Here is a 17,203-nt window from a genome sequence, read left to right on the forward strand (position 1 = left end):
CTTGGTAATTTTAAAGGGCGGGCTGCCATTTGCCATGGAAGCTGGGGGGAATCATTTCAGGAAATTCCAGAATACAAAGGGGATCTGCCTCTAGGCGATCGCCGTCATAGATTCTGAGTTCACTCCGGTTAGCCGAGGCATTAAAGACAACGGTTAACAGCCAAACTTGATCGGGGTTCTGGGGATTTTGAACAGGAATTGGCTCGGAGGGGTAATGGTCTGCCCCCATGTCTGCCATGGCGAAAGTTTCTGTGCCGTGGTCAAAGGCGGCGATCGCATTGATAATCTCGTGGCCGATGTCCGTTTCCTGGCAGTGGACGCCCATAAAGGTTTTGGGCCAAGGCTGCCCAGTTTGCAATTCAAGGGTAATGGGGAATTCACAGGAGCGATCGCAAATTTCGTAGGCTTCGATGACTTTGGCTGTTTTAGGTTCTAAGCGATAACGCCAGAGGGTACCCTTCGTATAGGTTTGGATTTTTCCCTGGGGAATTTCCACAAACTGTTGATTGCTGGCAAAATCGGAAAAACGCACCATCTCCAGGACAATTTCCCCGTGGTCGTTCACGTAACCATTGGTAAAGTGCCACTGGAACCAAGGATCGTGGCGGGAAATGCTGATCGGCTTCAGGGTATGGCGGTCGATGATCACAATTATCGTGCCCAATTCTGGCTGCCATTGGAGGGCGTCACTGACGGTTTTGAGGCCCAATAACGTCGGCACCAGTTGCAAGCGCACAGGCGGAATACAAAAGACGAGATAGTCCCCGGCCAAGACAAAATCATGCACCATTGGCAACCCCTTTAAGCCTGGGACAGAAAAATGGGTCTGCTGCAAAATTTCACCCTGGGGGTGACAACAGTAAAGCTGAAATGTCGCCTTAGGGCCGAAGGTCACGCCAAAATTATAAATTTCTCCTGTTGCTGGATGAATTTTGTGGTGAGCCGAAAAAGTATCGCTGGGGTGAGCAAAGCCAAGGTCGATCTCTCCCAACGTTTCGAGGGTCTGGGCATTGAGACCGTAAGGTTTTCCCCCTTCCCACAGGGCTAAAAGGCGATCGCCTAGGGGCAATACAGAAGTATTCGCCGAATTTTTCGCCGGTTTCCCCCACCGCTGCCAAATTTGTCCCGGAGCGAGGGTGCCATAGTTGGGATAGAGTAAGGTTTCTGCTGCCGCTTCCTGCTGAAAGTAGGGGGTTTCTACATAGCGATATTGGGCTTGCACGCCTGTTTCTGTAAAGTACACCCCCAAAATGCCGCCATCGCCGTCAAACCAATGGCCCATGGCTTGTCCTCCCCGTGTCAAACGTCCAGGGCCATTGCGGAACAAGCTCCCCCGTAATCCTGCTGGAATTGCCCCCTCTAGAACGGGCAGAGGCGTTAAATCAAACGGTTGGGCGGGGTTCGAAAAAAGTCGTGACCAAGCCGGCTGGGTCGATAGTTGTGGAGAATTTGGCGCAGCAACCATAGTCAGTTTTACCCTCAAGCAATGTTAACTATTGTAAATTGCCTTCTCCCCTTTCTTGGGGTTGCATCCTGGGGTTTGTGCATAAAATGAGAGGGATTTTAATCTTTTTTTGAAAAATTTCTGAACCATGCAAACATCGAAATTTAATTTAGCGATCGCCCTTTCCCTCGCGGCGATCGCAACCTTCACCGGAGCCTGCCAAGACACCACTGCCCCCACCGATGGCAACGGCGAAACCAGTACCAATACCGGCGCTGAGGGCCTGAAATTGGGCTCCCTGACCCCCACCACTGGCGACCTTTCCTCCATTGGTCAAAATATGCCCATCGCCGTGGAACTTGCCGTGGAGACAATTAACGCTTGCGGGGGCGTCAATGAGCAACCTGTGACGCTCATCCAAGAAGATTCCCAAACAGACCCCACCGCCGGGGGCGCGGCGATGACGAAACTGGCAGAAGTCGATAGAGTCGCCGGGGTTGTGGGGGCCTTTGCCAGCAGCGTTTCTAGTGCTGCTGTTGATGTTGCAGTTCGGAACCAAGTGATGCTCGTTTCCCCCGGCAGTACCAGTCCTGTTTTCACAGAACGAGCTGCTAATGGTGATTTCGATGGCTATTGGGCGAGAACTGCGCCCCCTGACAGTTACCAAGCCCCTGCATTGGCTGTGTTGGCGCAAAAACAAGGGTTTGAACGGGTCTCCACCGTGGTAATTAACAACGACTATGGCGTGGGCTTTGAGCAAGAATTCATCAAAGCCTTTGAAAATCTCGGGGGTACCATTGTCAACAAAGATAATCCGGTGCGTTATGACCCGAAAGCGGCCACCCTCGATAGTGAAGCGGCGGCGGCTTTTGCTGGGGAACCCGATGCTGTCCTTGGGGTGCTCTATGCAGAGACTGGTAGTTTATTGCTCAAAGCGGCCTATGAACAGGGCCTAAGCGAAGGGATCACTATTCTCTTGACCGATGGCGTCTACAGCGAAGACTTTACGCAACAGGTGGGCACGACCGCCGCTGGTCAGTCAATTATTGCGGGGGCTTTGGGGACGGTGCCCGGTGCGGATGGCCCGGCATTAGAAGCCTTTACCGCCCTCTGGAAAGAAAAAACAGGCAAGGATGTCACCGCCTATGTTCCCCACTCCTGGGATGCGGCGATCGCCATGATGTTGGCTGCTGAAGCAGCAGATGTAAATACCGGTGAAGGCATCAAAAATAAACTCCGGGAAGTCACCAGTGGCGATGGTCAGGAAGTGAGTGATCCCTGTGAGGCGATCGCCCTAGTCCGTGAAGGCCAAGCGATTAACTACCAAGGTGCCAGCGGGAACGTTGACTTCGATGAAAATGGCGATGTGGCTGGAAACTATGATGTTTGGACGGTCAATGACGATGCCAGTCTCTCGGTGATTGATACCGTTAATCCCTTAGAAGCCCTCTAAATTACTGCCATTACCATAAAAAAAGGGGGAAGCTATTCCCCCAAATTCGTCCCAATGAAAATCAAAAGACACAGTCCATCCTAACAGCCTAAAGAGTCAGCAGTGGCAATCCCCGTCACTGGATTCACCCCTGTAGCCACGGCACAGAGCTTCTTCTGTTGGGGCCCGTCTAACACGGCAAAACTAAAATCTGCGCCGTCAATCTTCGCATTCTCAAAGGTAGATCGCAAAAGGATCGCCTCCACAAAAATCGCATCGGTTAAATCCGCCTCCGTAAACTTGGAAAGATAGGCGATGCCATTGCTAAAATCGGCCCCGTGGAGATTTGTCGCTTCCAGGAGTGTACTATTGAAAACCGCCCCCCGGAGATCGCTGCCACTTAGATCTGCGTTGGTGAGGTTTACCTGGGAAAATTCAACCCCCTGGAGGTTTTGTCCTGCAAAATTGCCGCCAGCGAGATCTTCACTATCGATCGCCGACCGGGATGTTGCCGCAGGACTGGCCCCATAGGCCGGCGTCCCCAAACAAAGCCCGAAAATAAAGAAACCTAAAACAACAATGCGCGCTAAAACCTTCATAACCCTCAACTCGCCTGACATTTAACAAAATTTTTCCAAAGGATATTCTAAAAGATTCTCGGAAAGGGAGGGAATCCGATAAAGTTTTTGGAAAACCTCTCTAGCACGTTTGCCTCGAATCTATGACAACTCCAAATTGGTCTGCCCTACTCCAACAACTTATCAACGGCGAATCCCTCAGCCAAACCCAAGCCTCTCAACTCATGGAAGGTTGGCTACAAGAAGCCATTTCTCCAGCCCTATCCGGAGCCATGCTTGCGGCCCTACAAACAAAGGGGGTTTCGGCTGATGAACTTACGGGGATGGCCCAAGTCCTCAAAGGCCAATCTCGGCAACAGCAACGGTTAAACCACGGGCAACCAGTAATTGATACCTGCGGCACCGGAGGCGATGGTTCCTCTACTTTTAATATTTCGACGGCGGTGGCTTTTGTTACAGCAGCCGCAGGGGTGAAAGTAGCGAAACATGGCAATCGCTCAGCTTCAAGTAAAGTCGGTTCAGCGGACGTCTTAGAAGCCCTAGGGGTTAATCTGGGAGCACCCACCGAAAAAGTCCATGCGGCCCTCGATGAAGTAGAAATTACGTTCCTGTTTGCTCCGGGCTGGCATCCAGCGATGAAAAGTGTAGCGCCGATCCGCCGAGAACTGAAGATTCGCACGGTGTTTAATCTGTTAGGGCCGTTGGTCAATCCCCTCCAGCCCACGGGCCAGATTATTGGTGTTTATGATTCGCAATTTATTGAACGGATGGCCCAAGCACTCAATCAACTGGAAACACCGAAGGCGATGGTGCTCCATGGTCGGGAAGGCTTGGATGAAGCGGGTCTTGGGGACAAAACGGATTTGGCCCTTGTCAATGGCGGCGAAGTCACCACCACCGTTTTAGATCCAATCACTCTGGGTTTAACTCCTGCTTCTCTGCAAGAGTTGAAGGGCGGCGAGGTGCCCGTTAACCAAGAAATTTTAACGAATCTCCTCCAGGGGAAAGGAACCCAGGCCCAACGGGATGCGGTGGCTTTGAATGCGGGTTTAGCGCTCCAGGTGGCGGAAGTCGTGCCTTGGGGGGATCATCTAGCGGGTGTCCAAAAAGCCCAGGCGGTGATGGCTAGCGGTGCAGCTTGGGACAAACTCCAGGCCCTAGTGGAGTTCTTGAAATAAATCCAAAGGCGATCGCCTCTTTGAGAAATCTAGCGCCAATGGTTGTCACCGCCAGGGCTAGACTTTTATCGGCATGATCGGCAAACAATATACCAAAGATGAATTCCCTTTTTTTATGACTGCCCAAGCCGATGTTTTGACCCGCACTGTCCTTCTCGATTCGCGACAGCGACCCACCCCAGAGGCCCTAACGGCACAGTTGCTTGGGTTGGAAAAAATAGCCAAGCGGGAGAAGCTGACCTATCCTTTTGCTTCTCTCTTGGGCACTTGGCAGCTCACCTTTATTACGGGCACCAAAAAAGCCCAAAAACAAGCGGGAAAAGTGCTGGGTCAGGGCCGTTATTTGCCTACTTGGGTTACGGTGGCGATCGCCTATGACGCCCTGACGGATCAAAATCCAACAACGCACTGGCAGCAGGGCAATGTTACCAATCAAGTTCACTTCGGGCCGCTGCACTTATCTTTAACTGGCCCGCTAAAATTTCAGGCCCAAAAGCGGTTACTGGCTTTTGACTTTACTCAATTAACTGCAAGCTTGGTCAGCCTGAAGCTCTACCAAGGACAGATCCGGGGCGGTGAAACAGCTAGGCAAGATTTCTACGAAGCAAGCATTGGGAAACAGGCTTTTTTCAGTTACTTTTACGTCTCTCCCGATGTGATTGCGGCGCGCGGTCGGGGTGGCGGCTTGGCCCTCTGGGTGAAAGTGGAAACGGGTTAGACATTTAACTTAACGGCCCAACTTATTCGGAATTCCCTCGCAGCCTCCAGGAATCGTGGCCCGACTTTTTTCGCCGCACCAAGCACAGCAATAGTAACGCAGCTCTTCACTCATGCGCTTTACCCCTGTAAAGTCAACGTTTTCCACCACGGCTCCGGTATATTCGCCAGTGCGATAGTTGGGTAATTTTGCTTTAATGCGGGGACTAGCCGTTTCCAAGGGGCCATAAAAAAGAATTGTGCCTTTCATGTCCGCAAGCCGCAGATTCGCATCAACCAAAATGGCGCGAGAAAGATTTGCCCGGACTAAGTCGCAGTTTTGTAAATTTGCCCGGACTAAATTAGCTTCACTGAGGTCTGTCCAACGCAGATCCATATTGGCAAGATCTGCCCCTGCCAGCATTACCCCCAAATCGATCACGCGGATGCCCCATTCTCGGTCTTCGGCGTAGCTCCCCGTACCATCGAGGATTGCGCGTCCCAAACGACTATCCCGCTTCAGAGGAGTCAAAAATCGGGATTGGGAAAGAAATCGCAGGATTTTTGCTTTACCGCCAGCATCGACACTGCTCAAAATAGCGGCAGTTCTCCCTTCGGCGATCGCCCTTTCTTGGGGCCAGTCTTCTAAAAGTCCTTCTTCGTTCAGGGCGAGGTCAGAAATCCCTTGGAAATAGGTATCAATGGTTTGCTGCTGAGTAATGCGATTTTGCTGGATAGTCAAGTCGCGGGAGATGACATACTGCTCCCAGGCGACATAAACGGCCAGCACGGCGATCATAATTTGCCCCAGGGCCCCTACCCAGTCTGCCCAAGAGCCAAATTCATCCCAGACAATCTGGTTGAGCCAATGGCCCATCAACCGATAGAAACCAAGAAATCTCAATAAACTGGCGATCGCCACCACAAAGGCCACCACACCAATGAGGGTACGCCGTTCTTCGGGGGTCAAAAAAGTCCCGAGCCAATTCTTCAGGGAAGGCAAAATAATCCGCAACGAAAGCAAGAGAGTGACGAGGGTGCCGGATAAGCCAAGCCAAAGCCAATGACTCAACAGACCCAATGCCATCACGGCGATCGCCGTTGAAATAAGCCAAGGACTACCAGGATCAATCTTACGCAGATAAAAATGTCGTTCCGCCAAATCCGAACGGGGGGGGGGAATGCGCACAGATTGAGATCCCGTCTGTTCTGAGACCGTCGTTAATCCAGATTCGGGAGGCTTCCCATCAAGCTCAGTTCCCTCAGACGATGGATTTGGTTTCGCTTGGCTCATAAACCCTTGAAAACAGAATTTTTAAGCAATTGTAGCGGATTCATCTCCTCACAATCCCCAGAAAAATTCCCCCTTTCGTGACAGAAAGAGGGAACACTGTAGCTCAAAAACAGAATCGAAAATTGAACCTTAGATATTGTTCAAGACTACCTTAGCCGCAGCCAAGGTTTTTTCAATATCTTCATCGGTGTGGGCAAGGGACGTAAAACCAGCCTCAAACTGAGAAGGGGCGAGATAAATCCCTTGTTCTAACATTCCACGGTGATAGCGGCTGAATTTGTGTAAGTCCGATTTCTTCGCATCTTCGTAATTACGGACAGGTTCTCCCGTAAAAAACATGCCGAACATACCACTGATGTTGCCACCCGTGACTTCATGGCCCGCTTCCCGCGCAATACTTAACAAGCCATCGATTAACTTTTTCGTGATGGTTTCCAATTGTCCATACATGCCAGGGCGCTGCAGCAACTCAAGGGTTTTAATGCCCGCTGTCATCGCCAAGGGATTCCCTGAGAGGGTGCCTGCTTGGTACATAGGCCCCGCTGGAGCAACCATGGACATAATGTCTTTGCGGCCACCATAGGCTCCCACAGGTAGCCCACCGCCAATCACTTTACCTAGGGTTGTAAGATCCGGCGTCACCCCGAATTTTTCTTGGGCACCACCGTAGGAAATCCGGAAACCCGTCATCACCTCATCAAAAACCAGTAAGGCATCATGTTCCTTTGTAATTTCCCGTAATCCTTCGAGGAAACCAGCATCGGGAACCACAAACCCAGAGTTCCCCACCACTGGCTCTAGGATGACCCCAGCAATTTCACCAGGGTTTTCGGCGAATAATTTTTTGACAGCCTCAAGGTCATTGTAGGGAGCCGTCAAGGTAGCGGCAGTGGTGGTTTTGGGCACACCAGGAGAATCGGGTAAACCCAGAGTTGCCACCCCAGATCCGGCTTGTACCAAGAACATATCAGCATGGCCATGGTAGCAACCTTCAAACTTGATGACTTTTTCCCGCCCGGTGAAAGCCCGCATCAAACGCAGCACTGACATGCAAGCTTCTGTACCGGAATTTACAAAGCGCACCATTTCAATGCTGGGGACTGCATTGATCACCATTTCAGCCAAGATATTTTCTTTGAGGCAAGGGGCGCCAAAGCTGGTTCCTTTTTCGAGGGTTTCCCGGAGCGCTGCATTAACTTCATCATTGGCGTGGCCACAGATGGCAGGCCCCCAAGTACCCACATAGTCAATGTACTCGTTGCCGTCGACATCCCAAACGCGGGAGCCTTTGACGCGATCAAAAACAATGGGCTGTCCGCCAACAGATTTAAAGGCCCGCACCGGGGAGCTAACACCACCAGGCATCAGCTTTTGGGCGGCACTAAAAATCTCTTCGGATTTGGTTGTGTTTAAGGCTGTAGTCACCAAACGTTTTCTCCTTGTCGCAAATTTTCTTAAAGCTTAATTTTGTTAAAATAAGAGGCTCTGATGGCTTCGTGGAAAGCATCCCAATGCAGGGAGCCATTATAACGGATTATCATTTTACGCAGTAACGGTCTCCAAAATGTTTTCCGATGGAATTCTTTAGTCTACGGTTGGCTGGGATTCCCTAGTTTAGTTTATTGTTCCTAACTCTTGGAGTTTTGCGCTTTTATGTCCGCGATCGCCGTTCGTTTTATGCCCAATGATGTTACCGTCGCTGCCAGAGCAGGAGAGCCGATGATCGAAGTGGCACGGCGGGCTGGGGTGGCGATCCCCACAGGCTGTTTGATGGGCTCATGTCATGCCTGTGAAGTGGAATTAGACGATGGTACAAATCTCTGCGCTTGCATTAGTGGTATCCCTGGCGATCGCCCTGAAATTACCATTCACCTCTTCAGCGATCCCGTTTGGTAAATCGCAGTAGCACTAGGACGTACTTTAAAAAAAGCTTACATCGCAAGGGTTAGAGCTATTCTGATCCCCCCTTTCGCCTGCTTGAAGCGTATCATTTTATACAGAATGTTAGTGGTAAACATTTTAAAAACCAGGGTGCCTTAGAATAACCGCAATCAGTCCTTAAACTTGCGTTGGGATTTGATTTTTTAAAAACATCTTTGCTCTGAATAAATGTCAGCAAGTCCTCAATGGTGAAAACCCCAAATCCCATCACCATGAAAACTTTAAGGCCCTTAGGTGCCAGACCGAGCTTGGTGCAGCTTCAGACCATAGATGATTTTTCGGCAACTTTCGTTGATGGCTTTTCAAAAGGTTACTTCTGCTACCATTAGCGAATTTTGCCTGTGTTATTCCATTGAGTGAATGCCTAAACAACATCTCAAACTAATGCCTAAGTCAACTTTTCAACAACGTGGATGGGCACGGGAAAACCTGCAGTCTCCCCACACAACAGATAACAGTGTGGTGCTTCGTTTTGCCCGTCAGCTCTCCCGCCATTTCTCTCCTGCCTGGCTTGCTTGTATTCCCTTAGCGGCGATTATCACCGTCGTTTGGAGTACTGCTGCAATGGCGCAATCCGATGCCGTTGATGCAGCCGGTCAAGTACAAATCATTCTTGACACTATTTTTCTTCTGATTGCTTCTGTCCTCGTTATCTTCATGAACGCAGGCTTCGGAATGCTTGAAGCCGGCTTTTGCCGTCAGAAAAACGCGGTCAATATCCTCTCCAAAAACTTGATCGTTTTTGCTGTAGCTACTATTGCTTATTGGGCTATTGGCTATGCCTTTATGTACGGTGAAGGGAATGCCTTCATTGGTACGCAAGGGTTCTTCTTTAACGGCAGTAGCGTTCCCTACGCTGGTGAAGAGTGGTACACCATGGATGGTGACACGCAAATTCTGAACTTTGTTCCAGAAAGCGTATCCTTCCTTTTCCAAGTTGCTTTTGCTGCAACCGCCGCAACCATCGTCTCCGGGGCAGTTGCTGAGAGGATTAAGTTCGATGCATTCTTAATCTTCAGTTTCCTCCTCGTTGCTGTGTCCTACCCCATCACTGGTCACTGGCAGTGGGACGGTACTTGGCTCGCTGAGTTCGGCTTCCATGATTTTGCTGGATCAACCATTGTTCACTCCGTAGGTGGTTGGGCGGCCCTTGTCGGTGCTGCCATTGTTGGGCCTCGCCTAGGTAAATACCGCGATGGTCAAGTCCATGCAATTCCTGGCCACAACATGAGTATTGCGACCTTGGGTTGCTTGATTCTCTGGATTGGCTGGTTTGGGTTTAACCCCGGTTCTCAGTTAGCTGCTGATGCTGCGGTTCCTTACATTGCGATTACAACCAACCTCGCTGCTGCTGCTGGGGGGATCACAGCAACTGCAACCTCTTGGATTAAGGATGGCAAGCCGGATCTATCCATGATCATTAACGGTATTTTGGCCGGTCTTGTTGGGATCACGGCTGGGTGTGACGGCGTCAGCTTCCTTTCTGCTGTAATCATCGGGGCGATCGCCGGTGTAATCGTTGTCTTTTCCGTTGCCTTCTTTGATGCCATCAAAATTGATGACCCCGTTGGCGCGACCTCTGTTCACCTCGTCTGCGGTATCTGGGGAACTCTCGCCGTTGGTCTGTTTAAGATGGATGGGGGCTTATTCACTGGTGGTGGTATTCAACAGTTAATTGCCCAAATCGTCGGAATTCTCTCCATCGGTGGCTTTACCGTCGCCTTTAGCTTCATTGTTTGGTATGCCCTATCGGCAGTCCTCGGTGGTATTCGGGTTGAAAAAGACGAAGAACTCCGGGGTCTCGACATTGGTGAGCACGGCATGGAAGCCTACAGCGGTTTCGTTAAAGAGTCCGATGTGATCTTCCGAGGAACTGCCACTGGTTCCGAAACTGAAGGATAAATCCTCCCAGGAAATCCTTAAAGTAATCTAAAAAAATCTTCCACAACCTTCCTTATTCAAGGGAGGTTTTTTGTGTAAGTTCACATTTTGTTACGTTCCCCGATCAATATCTGATCGACAAGAAAAGTATGCCCTAGGTCAGGAACGTCCTTGAGTATATCGACTCATTAATCCGGTCTTTCAGTTTGGTTTTCCGAGTTGATTTTTTGTGAAATTTTAAAAATCCAGAGATCTAACCTTAGGGGGAGTCCACTTAGAAACCGCTTTGCTCAACCTTGCAAATGCCCTGCTATTCTTCTATCTAGCCCAAGGATTCCCTGAGAAAATCAGCGGCGATCGCCTGCAAATGTGAACTTTTGTGACAGATCTTTTTACAAGATGTAATGTTTAAAGGCCGACAGACGTTGTATAACATTTACCTAAGATTAAGAGTCATCCGCAGCACTCCTTAGAAACCCTACAGGTTCTAAGGAACTAGCATGATTTTCATCTGGTAACTTTAAGAATCTGAAAAATTCAATGAATGTAAAGTTTCTTAAATACCAAGGTGAAAAACAAGCAAAAATAGCTGACACTCTTAATTGGCTTTGGGGATTAAGTTTCCAACTCGAAAACACAACCTTTGACAGACTCTAAGGTTTTGTTTTCAGCAAGAGAGCCCCTCAGCACTTGCTTCACTCTTGTTAGTAAGCAAACCGCACAAAATAAATCCCACTCATCAAAATATAAGTAGGAGATAAAAACATGTTTGATATTTTTACCCGGGTTGTTTCTCAGGCTGATGCCCGAGGTGAGTTCATTTCTAGCGACAAGCTCGAAGCTCTCAAAAAAGTTGTTGCCGAAGGTACCAAGCGTTCTGATGCCGTAAGCCGCATGACCAACAATGCGTCTTCCATCGTTACCAACGCTGCTCGTCAACTCTTCGCTGACCAGCCCCAACTCATCGCTCCCGGTGGAAATGCTTACACCAACCGTCGCATGGCTGCTTGTCTTCGCGACATGGAAATCATCCTCCGTTATGTAACCTACGCAACCTTCACTGGTGATGCGTCCGTACTCAACGACCGCTGCCTCAACGGCCTCCGTGAAACCTATGTTGCTCTTGGTGTTCCCGGTGCTTCCGTTGCTGCTGGTGTACGTGCAATGGGTAAAGCCGCTGTAGCGATTGTTATGGATCCCGCTGGTGTAACTGCTGGTGACTGCAGCTCTCTCCAACAGGAAATCGAACTTTACTTCGAAACTGCTGCCAAAGCTGTTGAATAATCTTTTTTAATTCAACTCTGACATTTTCCGTTTTAAGTCTTACCCATATCGTAAGGCGCCCTTTTAAAGAAAATTATTGATAATCCATAGGGAGATAATCTGACAATGAAAACCCCTCTTACCGAAGCAGTAGCACTCGCTGATTCTCAAGGCCGTTTCCTCAGCAACACTGAGCTCCAGTACCTCTATGGTCGTCTTCGTCAAGGTGCTTTCGCCCTTGAAGCGGCTCAAACGTTGACTGCAAAAGCTGACACTCTCGTTAATGGTGCTGCTCAAGCGGTTTACAGCAAGTTCCCCTACACCACCAGCACTCCTGGCAACAACTTCGCTGCTGACCAGCGCGGTAAAGACAAGTGTGCTCGTGACATCGGTTACTACCTCCGCATGGTTACCTACTGCCTAGTTGCTGGTGGTACTGGCCCCATGGATGAGTACCTCATCGCTGGTGTTGACGAAATCAACCGTACTTTCGATCTTTCTCCCAGCTGGTATGTTGAAGCTCTCAAGCACATCAAAGCAAACCACGGTTTGACTGGCGATGCTGCTACTGAAACTAACAACTACATCGACTACGCAATTAACGCTCTCAGCTAATTTTGCTTAGTCTAGGCCCGGATGGGTAAGTGGTTTTCAGCTTAAGTGTTGGGTTCTACTTACTTTTCCGGGTCTTGCTCTATCTAAAAACATTGGTTTAACAAGGAGTATTAGGCACATGCCAGTTACTGTCGCTGCCTCTCGCTTGGGAACCGCTGCGTTTGATCAATCACCGGTCGAACTGCGCGCTAACTATTCTCGAGATGATGCACAAACCGTCATCCGCGCCGTTTATCGCCAGGTTTTGGGCAATGATTACATCATGTCCTCTGAGCGTTTAACAGCTGCGGAGTCTTTGTTCACGAATGGGTTTATTTCTGTGCGGGATTTTGTCCGTGCCGTGGCCCAGTCTGAGCTATATAAAGAAAAGTTTTTATACAACAATTTCCAAACCCGTGTGATTGAACTGAACTTCAAGCACTTATTGGGTCGGGCTCCCTATGATGAGTCTGAAGTGGTTGAACACCTCGATCGCTACCAGAATGAGGGATTTGAAGCGGATATCAATTCTTACATTGATAGCGCTGAATACACGGAAAACTTCGGGGACAATATTGTGCCCTACATCCGTAGCTATGTTGTTCAAACTGGACACCGTACCGTTGGTTTTACCCGGATGTTTAGTCTACAACGGGGTTATGCCAACAGCGATCGCGCTCAAATCGCGGGAAGTGCATCTCGTTTAGCCCAAGAGCTCGCGCGTAACACAACCTCTGCGGTGGTTGGTCCTTCTGGTGTTAATGAAGGTTGGGCCTTCCGGTCTGCGGCTGATGATTATCATCCTGGTCAATCCCTTGGTGGTTCCACTGGTTTGAGCGCGGATGATCAAGTTGTCCGGGTTGAAGTTGCGGCGTTGTCTACGCCTCGCTATCCTCGGATTCGTCGTAGCAGTCGCGTTTTCTTCGTACCGGTATCTCGTCTGTCTCAGAAGCTGCAAGAAATTCAGCGGATGGGTGGTAGAGTCGCCAGTATTTCACCTGCCGGCCAGTAAAGCTTAGAGGTCTCGTTTGCGCGTGATCTCTGATTGTTACCGGAGTGGGTAATTGATGAAAATCAGGGACAAAATTTGAGAGGGGGTCTAAGCTTCTCGATTTTGTGCCTGGTTTTGGCGACTTTACCTTAAGCGTTTATTGTACATAAATCTTTTACGGAGTTCCAAGAAAGAACCATGTTGAGTCAATTTGCGAACGGAACGGAAGCGGCTTCGCGTGTTTTTACCTATGAAGTACAGGGGCTGCGCCAAACAGAAGAAACGGACAATCAAGAATACGCATTTCGTCGCAGTGGCAGTGTTTTTATCAATGTGCCCTATGCTCGCATGAATGATGAGATGCAACGGATTTTACGTCTGGGGGGCAAAATCGTTTCGATTAAACCCTATGATGGCGGCACAGCTGCGGCAGCTGAAGCAGAATAAACTTAGATATTTGAAAGTTTTTGATATTTAACTTATGTTTTTCAGCGGGGTAATGGGGAGTGTTTATGGCTCTCGGTTACTCCGGTTTGTTTTTTCGGGGAAGATTTTAACAATGGCAGATTGGCAGATGGCAGAGGCCTGGACCCTGGAGGAGGCGATCGCCAATATCCAACAAACAGCAGATCCGGGCAAACGCTATTATGCGGCTTGGTGGTTTGGCAAGTTCCGGGTGCAAGATGAGCGGGCCGTGCATGCTCTCCTGGAGGCTTTAAAGGACGAAACCGATCGCTCACCAGATGGGGGTTATCCTTTACGTCGGAACGCCGCAAAAGCGTTGGGTAAATTAGGCAATCTGGCTGCAGTGACGCCGTTGATCGAGAGTTTAGCCAGTCCAGATTATTATGTGCGGGAGTCGGCGGCCCAATCGTTGGAGATGTTGGGGGATCGACAGGCAATTCCAGCTTTGCAAAAACTACTCGCCGGTGGCGTTGCGGCGGCGGTTAAGGCTGAGGGCAAACCCCATTTAGTGCAGCCCTATGAAGCAGTGATTGAGGCGTTAGGGACGATTGGTGCCGTGGAGGCGATCGCCGATATTAAGCCATTTTTAGACCATGACTTCGACAAGATACGCTATGCGGCGTTACGGGCTTTGTATCAACTGACCCAGGAAGCCCATTATGCTGAACAGTTAATGGAAGCCCTGAATGGCCCTCAATTACAATTGCGACGCTCGGCCCTCCTCGATCTAGGTGCCATCGGCTATGTTCCAGCCGGTCAGGCGATCGCCAAAGCCTATGCCGAAAATAGCCTCAAGTTAATTTCCCTCAAGGGCATTCTCGAATCCCATTTACAACGTACTGCCATGACCCTCGATGCGGACGGTTTACAATTGCTCGACTTAATGGATAGTCTGCTCTAGGAACCTTTTTTAACCAAATCCCTATCCCTAAGTTTTTTGCGATCGCTAATTTCTGAACCCATGACCGTCGAAGTTTTAATTCGTGCCGTTAACAACCCCACCTCCGCCCAAGACCTGGTCAAAAATGTGGCGCAGCTTGCGGCAACAAAAGATGAGCAAGCCATTCCTACTTTGGTAGAGGTGCTGAAGTTTAATAACCCAGGAGCGGCCGTTGCAGCGGTCAATGGTTTGATCAATATTGGTGAGGCCGTTGTGCCCTACCTCCTCGAAAATGTCGATGGCTATAACTATGGGGCGCGGGCGTGGATGCTGCGGGTCTTTGCCGGCATTGGTGATCCCCGCGCTTTAGATTTGCTGATCGAAGCCGCTAATAAAGACTTTGCTTTTAGTGTGCGTCGTTCTGCGGCTAAGGGGTTGGGAAATATTCAGTGGCAAAAAGTGCCCGATTCTGAGCGAGAAATACAGCAGCAAAAAGTTTGCGATTGTCTATTTTTGGCCCTTGAGGATGGTGAATGGGTGGTGCGCTATGGGGCGATCGCCGGACTAGAAGGTTTAGCTTGCAGCATTAATGATACGCAGAAAATGCTGATTAAAGAGAAATTACAAGTGTTTATGAACTCAGAGCCAGAAGCAGGAGTTCGAGCTAGGATTGAAAAAGCGATCAATACTTTGACTTGAAAAATCTCTGTGGCAATATGTCAAAACTTAGTCAATTTTAAAATATATCAAATTTATTGGTTTAGTATTGAATAACTCGCCTCATTGTCAAGTGACAACTTTTTTTTAAACTTGCTCGAATAAGTGAAATATAAATTTAGAAATATTAAAAGTAACGAAAATCAGCTCAAACAAAAATATATCAAGCAACTCATATCATTTCATTATTTCTGGCCAAATCGCTAAAAGTAAAACAAGAGCTACAGATAATTATTGTTTTTTGAATGCATATAATTTAGATTATGAATTGGCGAGAATATCTTATAAGTTGGAAGCAAAAAAACAGTCTAAAGAGACCTGAAGGTATAGAAAAAACAAGGCAAGATTTTATTGAACAATTTCCTAGGCAAAAACTGGCCCAATTAACATTAGAGGAATATGCTCTTAATCATCCTGATTTTTCTAAAAATAGTTTTTGCTATTGGTTGAAATTCAAAATAAAAAATATTGATGATACTAAAAATAGAAATTCTGCATATGGCATTTATTGGGACACAAGCGCTAATCAATGGAAGTGGCATAGAAAAATCAAAGCCCAAACACAAAAAGACGCATTTTACATTGTAAAGACTGGAATTTTATCTTTGATCAATGCAGTCGAAGAAGATCGACTAGAAGAATTAGATGCTATTGCATTTGAGCATTTTGGAACAGGATTTAATCGAATCCCACTCAAAATACTATACATTTATTTTCCCAATTTATTTTTTCCCCAAGAGACATATGCATTAGATTTATTTTTAGATAAACAATTAATGAAATCTTTTTCCTCATTTTGTGATCCTCAAGAAATATTTGAGAATTTCAATTTGAAAATTTATTTTGAAGATTTACGTCATGCCCTTTTTTACTCCATGACAATGAATCATAAGTTGTGTCTTTCTTTTAAAGATCTTCCAGAATTTCGAGAAATGGACACATATAATATCGGCATCTTTCTCGACGATTGTAAGCGCCACTTAGATACAGACAAAGAAGACATGGTTAATAATACTTGTTCGAGAGATAATTTTATAACAAATACCAACTCTAATGTTTTTTTATTGAATTTACTCTGTAGATCAATTAATCGCAAAAAAAATATTGTTCTTCATGGAGCACCAGGAACTGGGAAAACTTTCATTGCTACTAAATTTGCCCAATATTTAGTTACTAAAAGCGATGGCTTTGTTGAAATACTTCAATTTCATCCTGCCTATACCTATGAGGATTTTATACAGGGATTACGCCCTAAAGTTGATGAAAGTGGTAATTTAGTTTATAAAATTGTCGCAGGTCGCTTCCTTGAATTTTGTAAAAAAGCCAGACAACGAACAGGTAAATGTATATTAATTATTGACGAAATTAATCGTAGCAACTTGTCCGCAGTTTTCGGCGAATTAATGTACCTGCTAGAATATCGTAATCAAGCAATTAGACTATCAGGTAGTAATGAACTTTTTAGCATTCCAGAGAACGTTTATATTATTGGCACGATGAATACGGCGGATCGATCCATTGCTCTTGTAGATCATGCCCTACGTCGCCGTTTCGCTTTTATTGAATTGTTTCCTGACTATAATGTCTTACGTAAATGGCATGAGCAAAACGAAACAGAGTTCAATGTCGAGCCTTTAATTAACGTCATTGAAAAAGTAAATATAGCTATCGGCGATCACCACTATCATTTAGGGATTTCTTTCTTCTTAGATCAAAACTTAAATGAAAACCTTCCAGACATTTGGGAACTCGAAATTTATCCTTACCTCGAAAAATATTTTTACGACAACCCCGAACAATGTGCGGAATTTCAATGGAAGAAAGTTCAAGCCGAAATCATGGGTTAAAT

General features: G+C 47.7%; 16 protein-coding genes. 12 read left to right on the forward strand and 4 right to left on the reverse strand.

What is annotated here, in order from left to right; genetic code table 11:
* Nucleotides 1–10: 10 nt before the first annotated feature.
* Complete coding sequence (locus tag AWQ21_RS11135; RefSeq protein ID WP_065714601.1) at nucleotides 11–1,465, reverse strand: carotenoid oxygenase family protein; 1,455 nt, start codon at nucleotides 1,463–1,465, stop codon at nucleotides 11–13.
* Nucleotides 1,466–1,592: 127 nt separating this feature from the next.
* On the opposite strand from AWQ21_RS11135, the gene AWQ21_RS11140 reads away from it, so the two are divergent.
* The gene (locus AWQ21_RS11140) at nucleotides 1,593–2,897 is read left to right on the forward strand and encodes an ABC transporter substrate-binding protein (protein ID WP_065714602.1); all 1,305 of its coding nucleotides are present in this window, start codon (nucleotides 1,593–1,595) and stop codon (nucleotides 2,895–2,897) included.
* Between the two features lie 80 nt (nucleotides 2,898–2,977).
* On the opposite strand, the gene AWQ21_RS11145 is transcribed toward AWQ21_RS11140, so the two are convergent.
* On the reverse strand, nucleotides 2,978–3,475 hold the full coding sequence (locus tag AWQ21_RS11145; protein ID WP_065714603.1) for a pentapeptide repeat-containing protein: 498 nt from the start codon (nucleotides 3,473–3,475) through the stop codon (nucleotides 2,978–2,980).
* Nucleotides 3,476–3,597: 122 nt separating this feature from the next.
* Here AWQ21_RS11145 and trpD point away from each other — a divergent pair, with 122 nt between their 5' ends.
* Entirely contained in the window at nucleotides 3,598–4,632 is a 1,035-nt protein-coding gene (gene trpD, locus AWQ21_RS11150) for an anthranilate phosphoribosyltransferase (protein ID WP_065714604.1), read from the forward strand.
* 115 nt (nucleotides 4,633–4,747) lie between these two features.
* Nucleotides 4,748–5,350, forward strand: a complete 603-nt coding sequence (locus AWQ21_RS11155) for a hypothetical protein (protein ID WP_065715319.1) — start codon at nucleotides 4,748–4,750, stop codon at nucleotides 5,348–5,350.
* Nucleotides 5,351–5,359: 9 nt separating this feature from the next.
* Here AWQ21_RS11155 and AWQ21_RS11160 read toward each other — a convergent pair whose 3' ends face one another.
* Together AWQ21_RS11160 and hemL are read right to left on the reverse strand one after the other, a co-directional pair.
* Nucleotides 5,360–6,622: a pentapeptide repeat-containing protein gene (locus AWQ21_RS11160; protein WP_065714605.1), complete on the reverse strand. Its 1,263-nt coding sequence runs from the start codon at nucleotides 6,620–6,622 to the stop codon at nucleotides 5,360–5,362.
* A 129-nt stretch (nucleotides 6,623–6,751) separates the two neighbouring features.
* Nucleotides 6,752–8,050: a glutamate-1-semialdehyde 2,1-aminomutase gene (hemL, locus tag AWQ21_RS11165; RefSeq protein ID WP_065714606.1), complete on the reverse strand. Its 1,299-nt coding sequence runs from the start codon at nucleotides 8,048–8,050 to the stop codon at nucleotides 6,752–6,754.
* A gap of 225 nt (nucleotides 8,051–8,275) precedes the next feature.
* Between hemL and AWQ21_RS11170 the strand changes: the two genes are divergently transcribed.
* The 9 genes from AWQ21_RS11170 to AWQ21_RS11210 all read left to right on the forward strand — a co-directional run bounded on the left by AWQ21_RS11170 (nucleotide 8,276) and on the right by AWQ21_RS11210 (nucleotide 17,201).
* The gene (locus AWQ21_RS11170) at nucleotides 8,276–8,518 is read left to right on the forward strand and encodes a 2Fe-2S iron-sulfur cluster-binding protein (protein WP_065714607.1); all 243 of its coding nucleotides are present in this window, start codon (nucleotides 8,276–8,278) and stop codon (nucleotides 8,516–8,518) included.
* A gap of 429 nt (nucleotides 8,519–8,947) precedes the next feature.
* Nucleotides 8,948–10,465, forward strand: coding sequence for an ammonium transporter (locus AWQ21_RS11175; RefSeq protein WP_232314959.1), 1,518 nt, complete (start codon nucleotides 8,948–8,950; stop codon nucleotides 10,463–10,465).
* A 744-nt stretch (nucleotides 10,466–11,209) separates the two neighbouring features.
* Nucleotides 11,210–11,728 (forward strand): phycocyanin subunit beta, encoded by a 519-nt coding sequence (locus AWQ21_RS11180; RefSeq protein WP_030007295.1) that lies wholly within the window; start codon nucleotides 11,210–11,212, stop codon nucleotides 11,726–11,728.
* A 105-nt stretch (nucleotides 11,729–11,833) separates the two neighbouring features.
* The gene (gene cpcA, locus AWQ21_RS11185; protein WP_012307809.1) at nucleotides 11,834–12,322 is read left to right on the forward strand and encodes a phycocyanin subunit alpha; all 489 of its coding nucleotides are present in this window, start codon (nucleotides 11,834–11,836) and stop codon (nucleotides 12,320–12,322) included.
* 118 nt (nucleotides 12,323–12,440) lie between these two features.
* Complete coding sequence (locus tag AWQ21_RS11190) at nucleotides 12,441–13,313, forward strand: phycobilisome linker polypeptide (RefSeq protein WP_065714608.1); 873 nt, start codon at nucleotides 12,441–12,443, stop codon at nucleotides 13,311–13,313.
* Between the two features lie 177 nt (nucleotides 13,314–13,490).
* Nucleotides 13,491–13,739, forward strand: a complete 249-nt coding sequence (locus AWQ21_RS11195; protein WP_065714609.1) for a phycobilisome linker polypeptide — start codon at nucleotides 13,491–13,493, stop codon at nucleotides 13,737–13,739.
* 112 nt (nucleotides 13,740–13,851) lie between these two features.
* Nucleotides 13,852–14,658, forward strand: a complete 807-nt coding sequence (locus AWQ21_RS11200; protein ID WP_065715321.1) for a HEAT repeat domain-containing protein — start codon at nucleotides 13,852–13,854, stop codon at nucleotides 14,656–14,658.
* Between the two features lie 60 nt (nucleotides 14,659–14,718).
* Entirely contained in the window at nucleotides 14,719–15,336 is a 618-nt protein-coding gene (locus tag AWQ21_RS11205; protein ID WP_065714610.1) for a HEAT repeat domain-containing protein, read from the forward strand.
* A 281-nt stretch (nucleotides 15,337–15,617) separates the two neighbouring features.
* Entirely contained in the window at nucleotides 15,618–17,201 is a 1,584-nt protein-coding gene (locus AWQ21_RS11210; protein WP_065714611.1) for an McrB family protein, read from the forward strand.
* Nucleotides 17,202–17,203 lie beyond the last annotated feature (2 nt).

This window comes from Picosynechococcus sp. PCC 7003 (genome assembly GCF_001693255.1).
Classification (GTDB): Bacteria; Cyanobacteriota; Cyanobacteriia; order Cyanobacteriales; family MRBY01; genus MRBY01.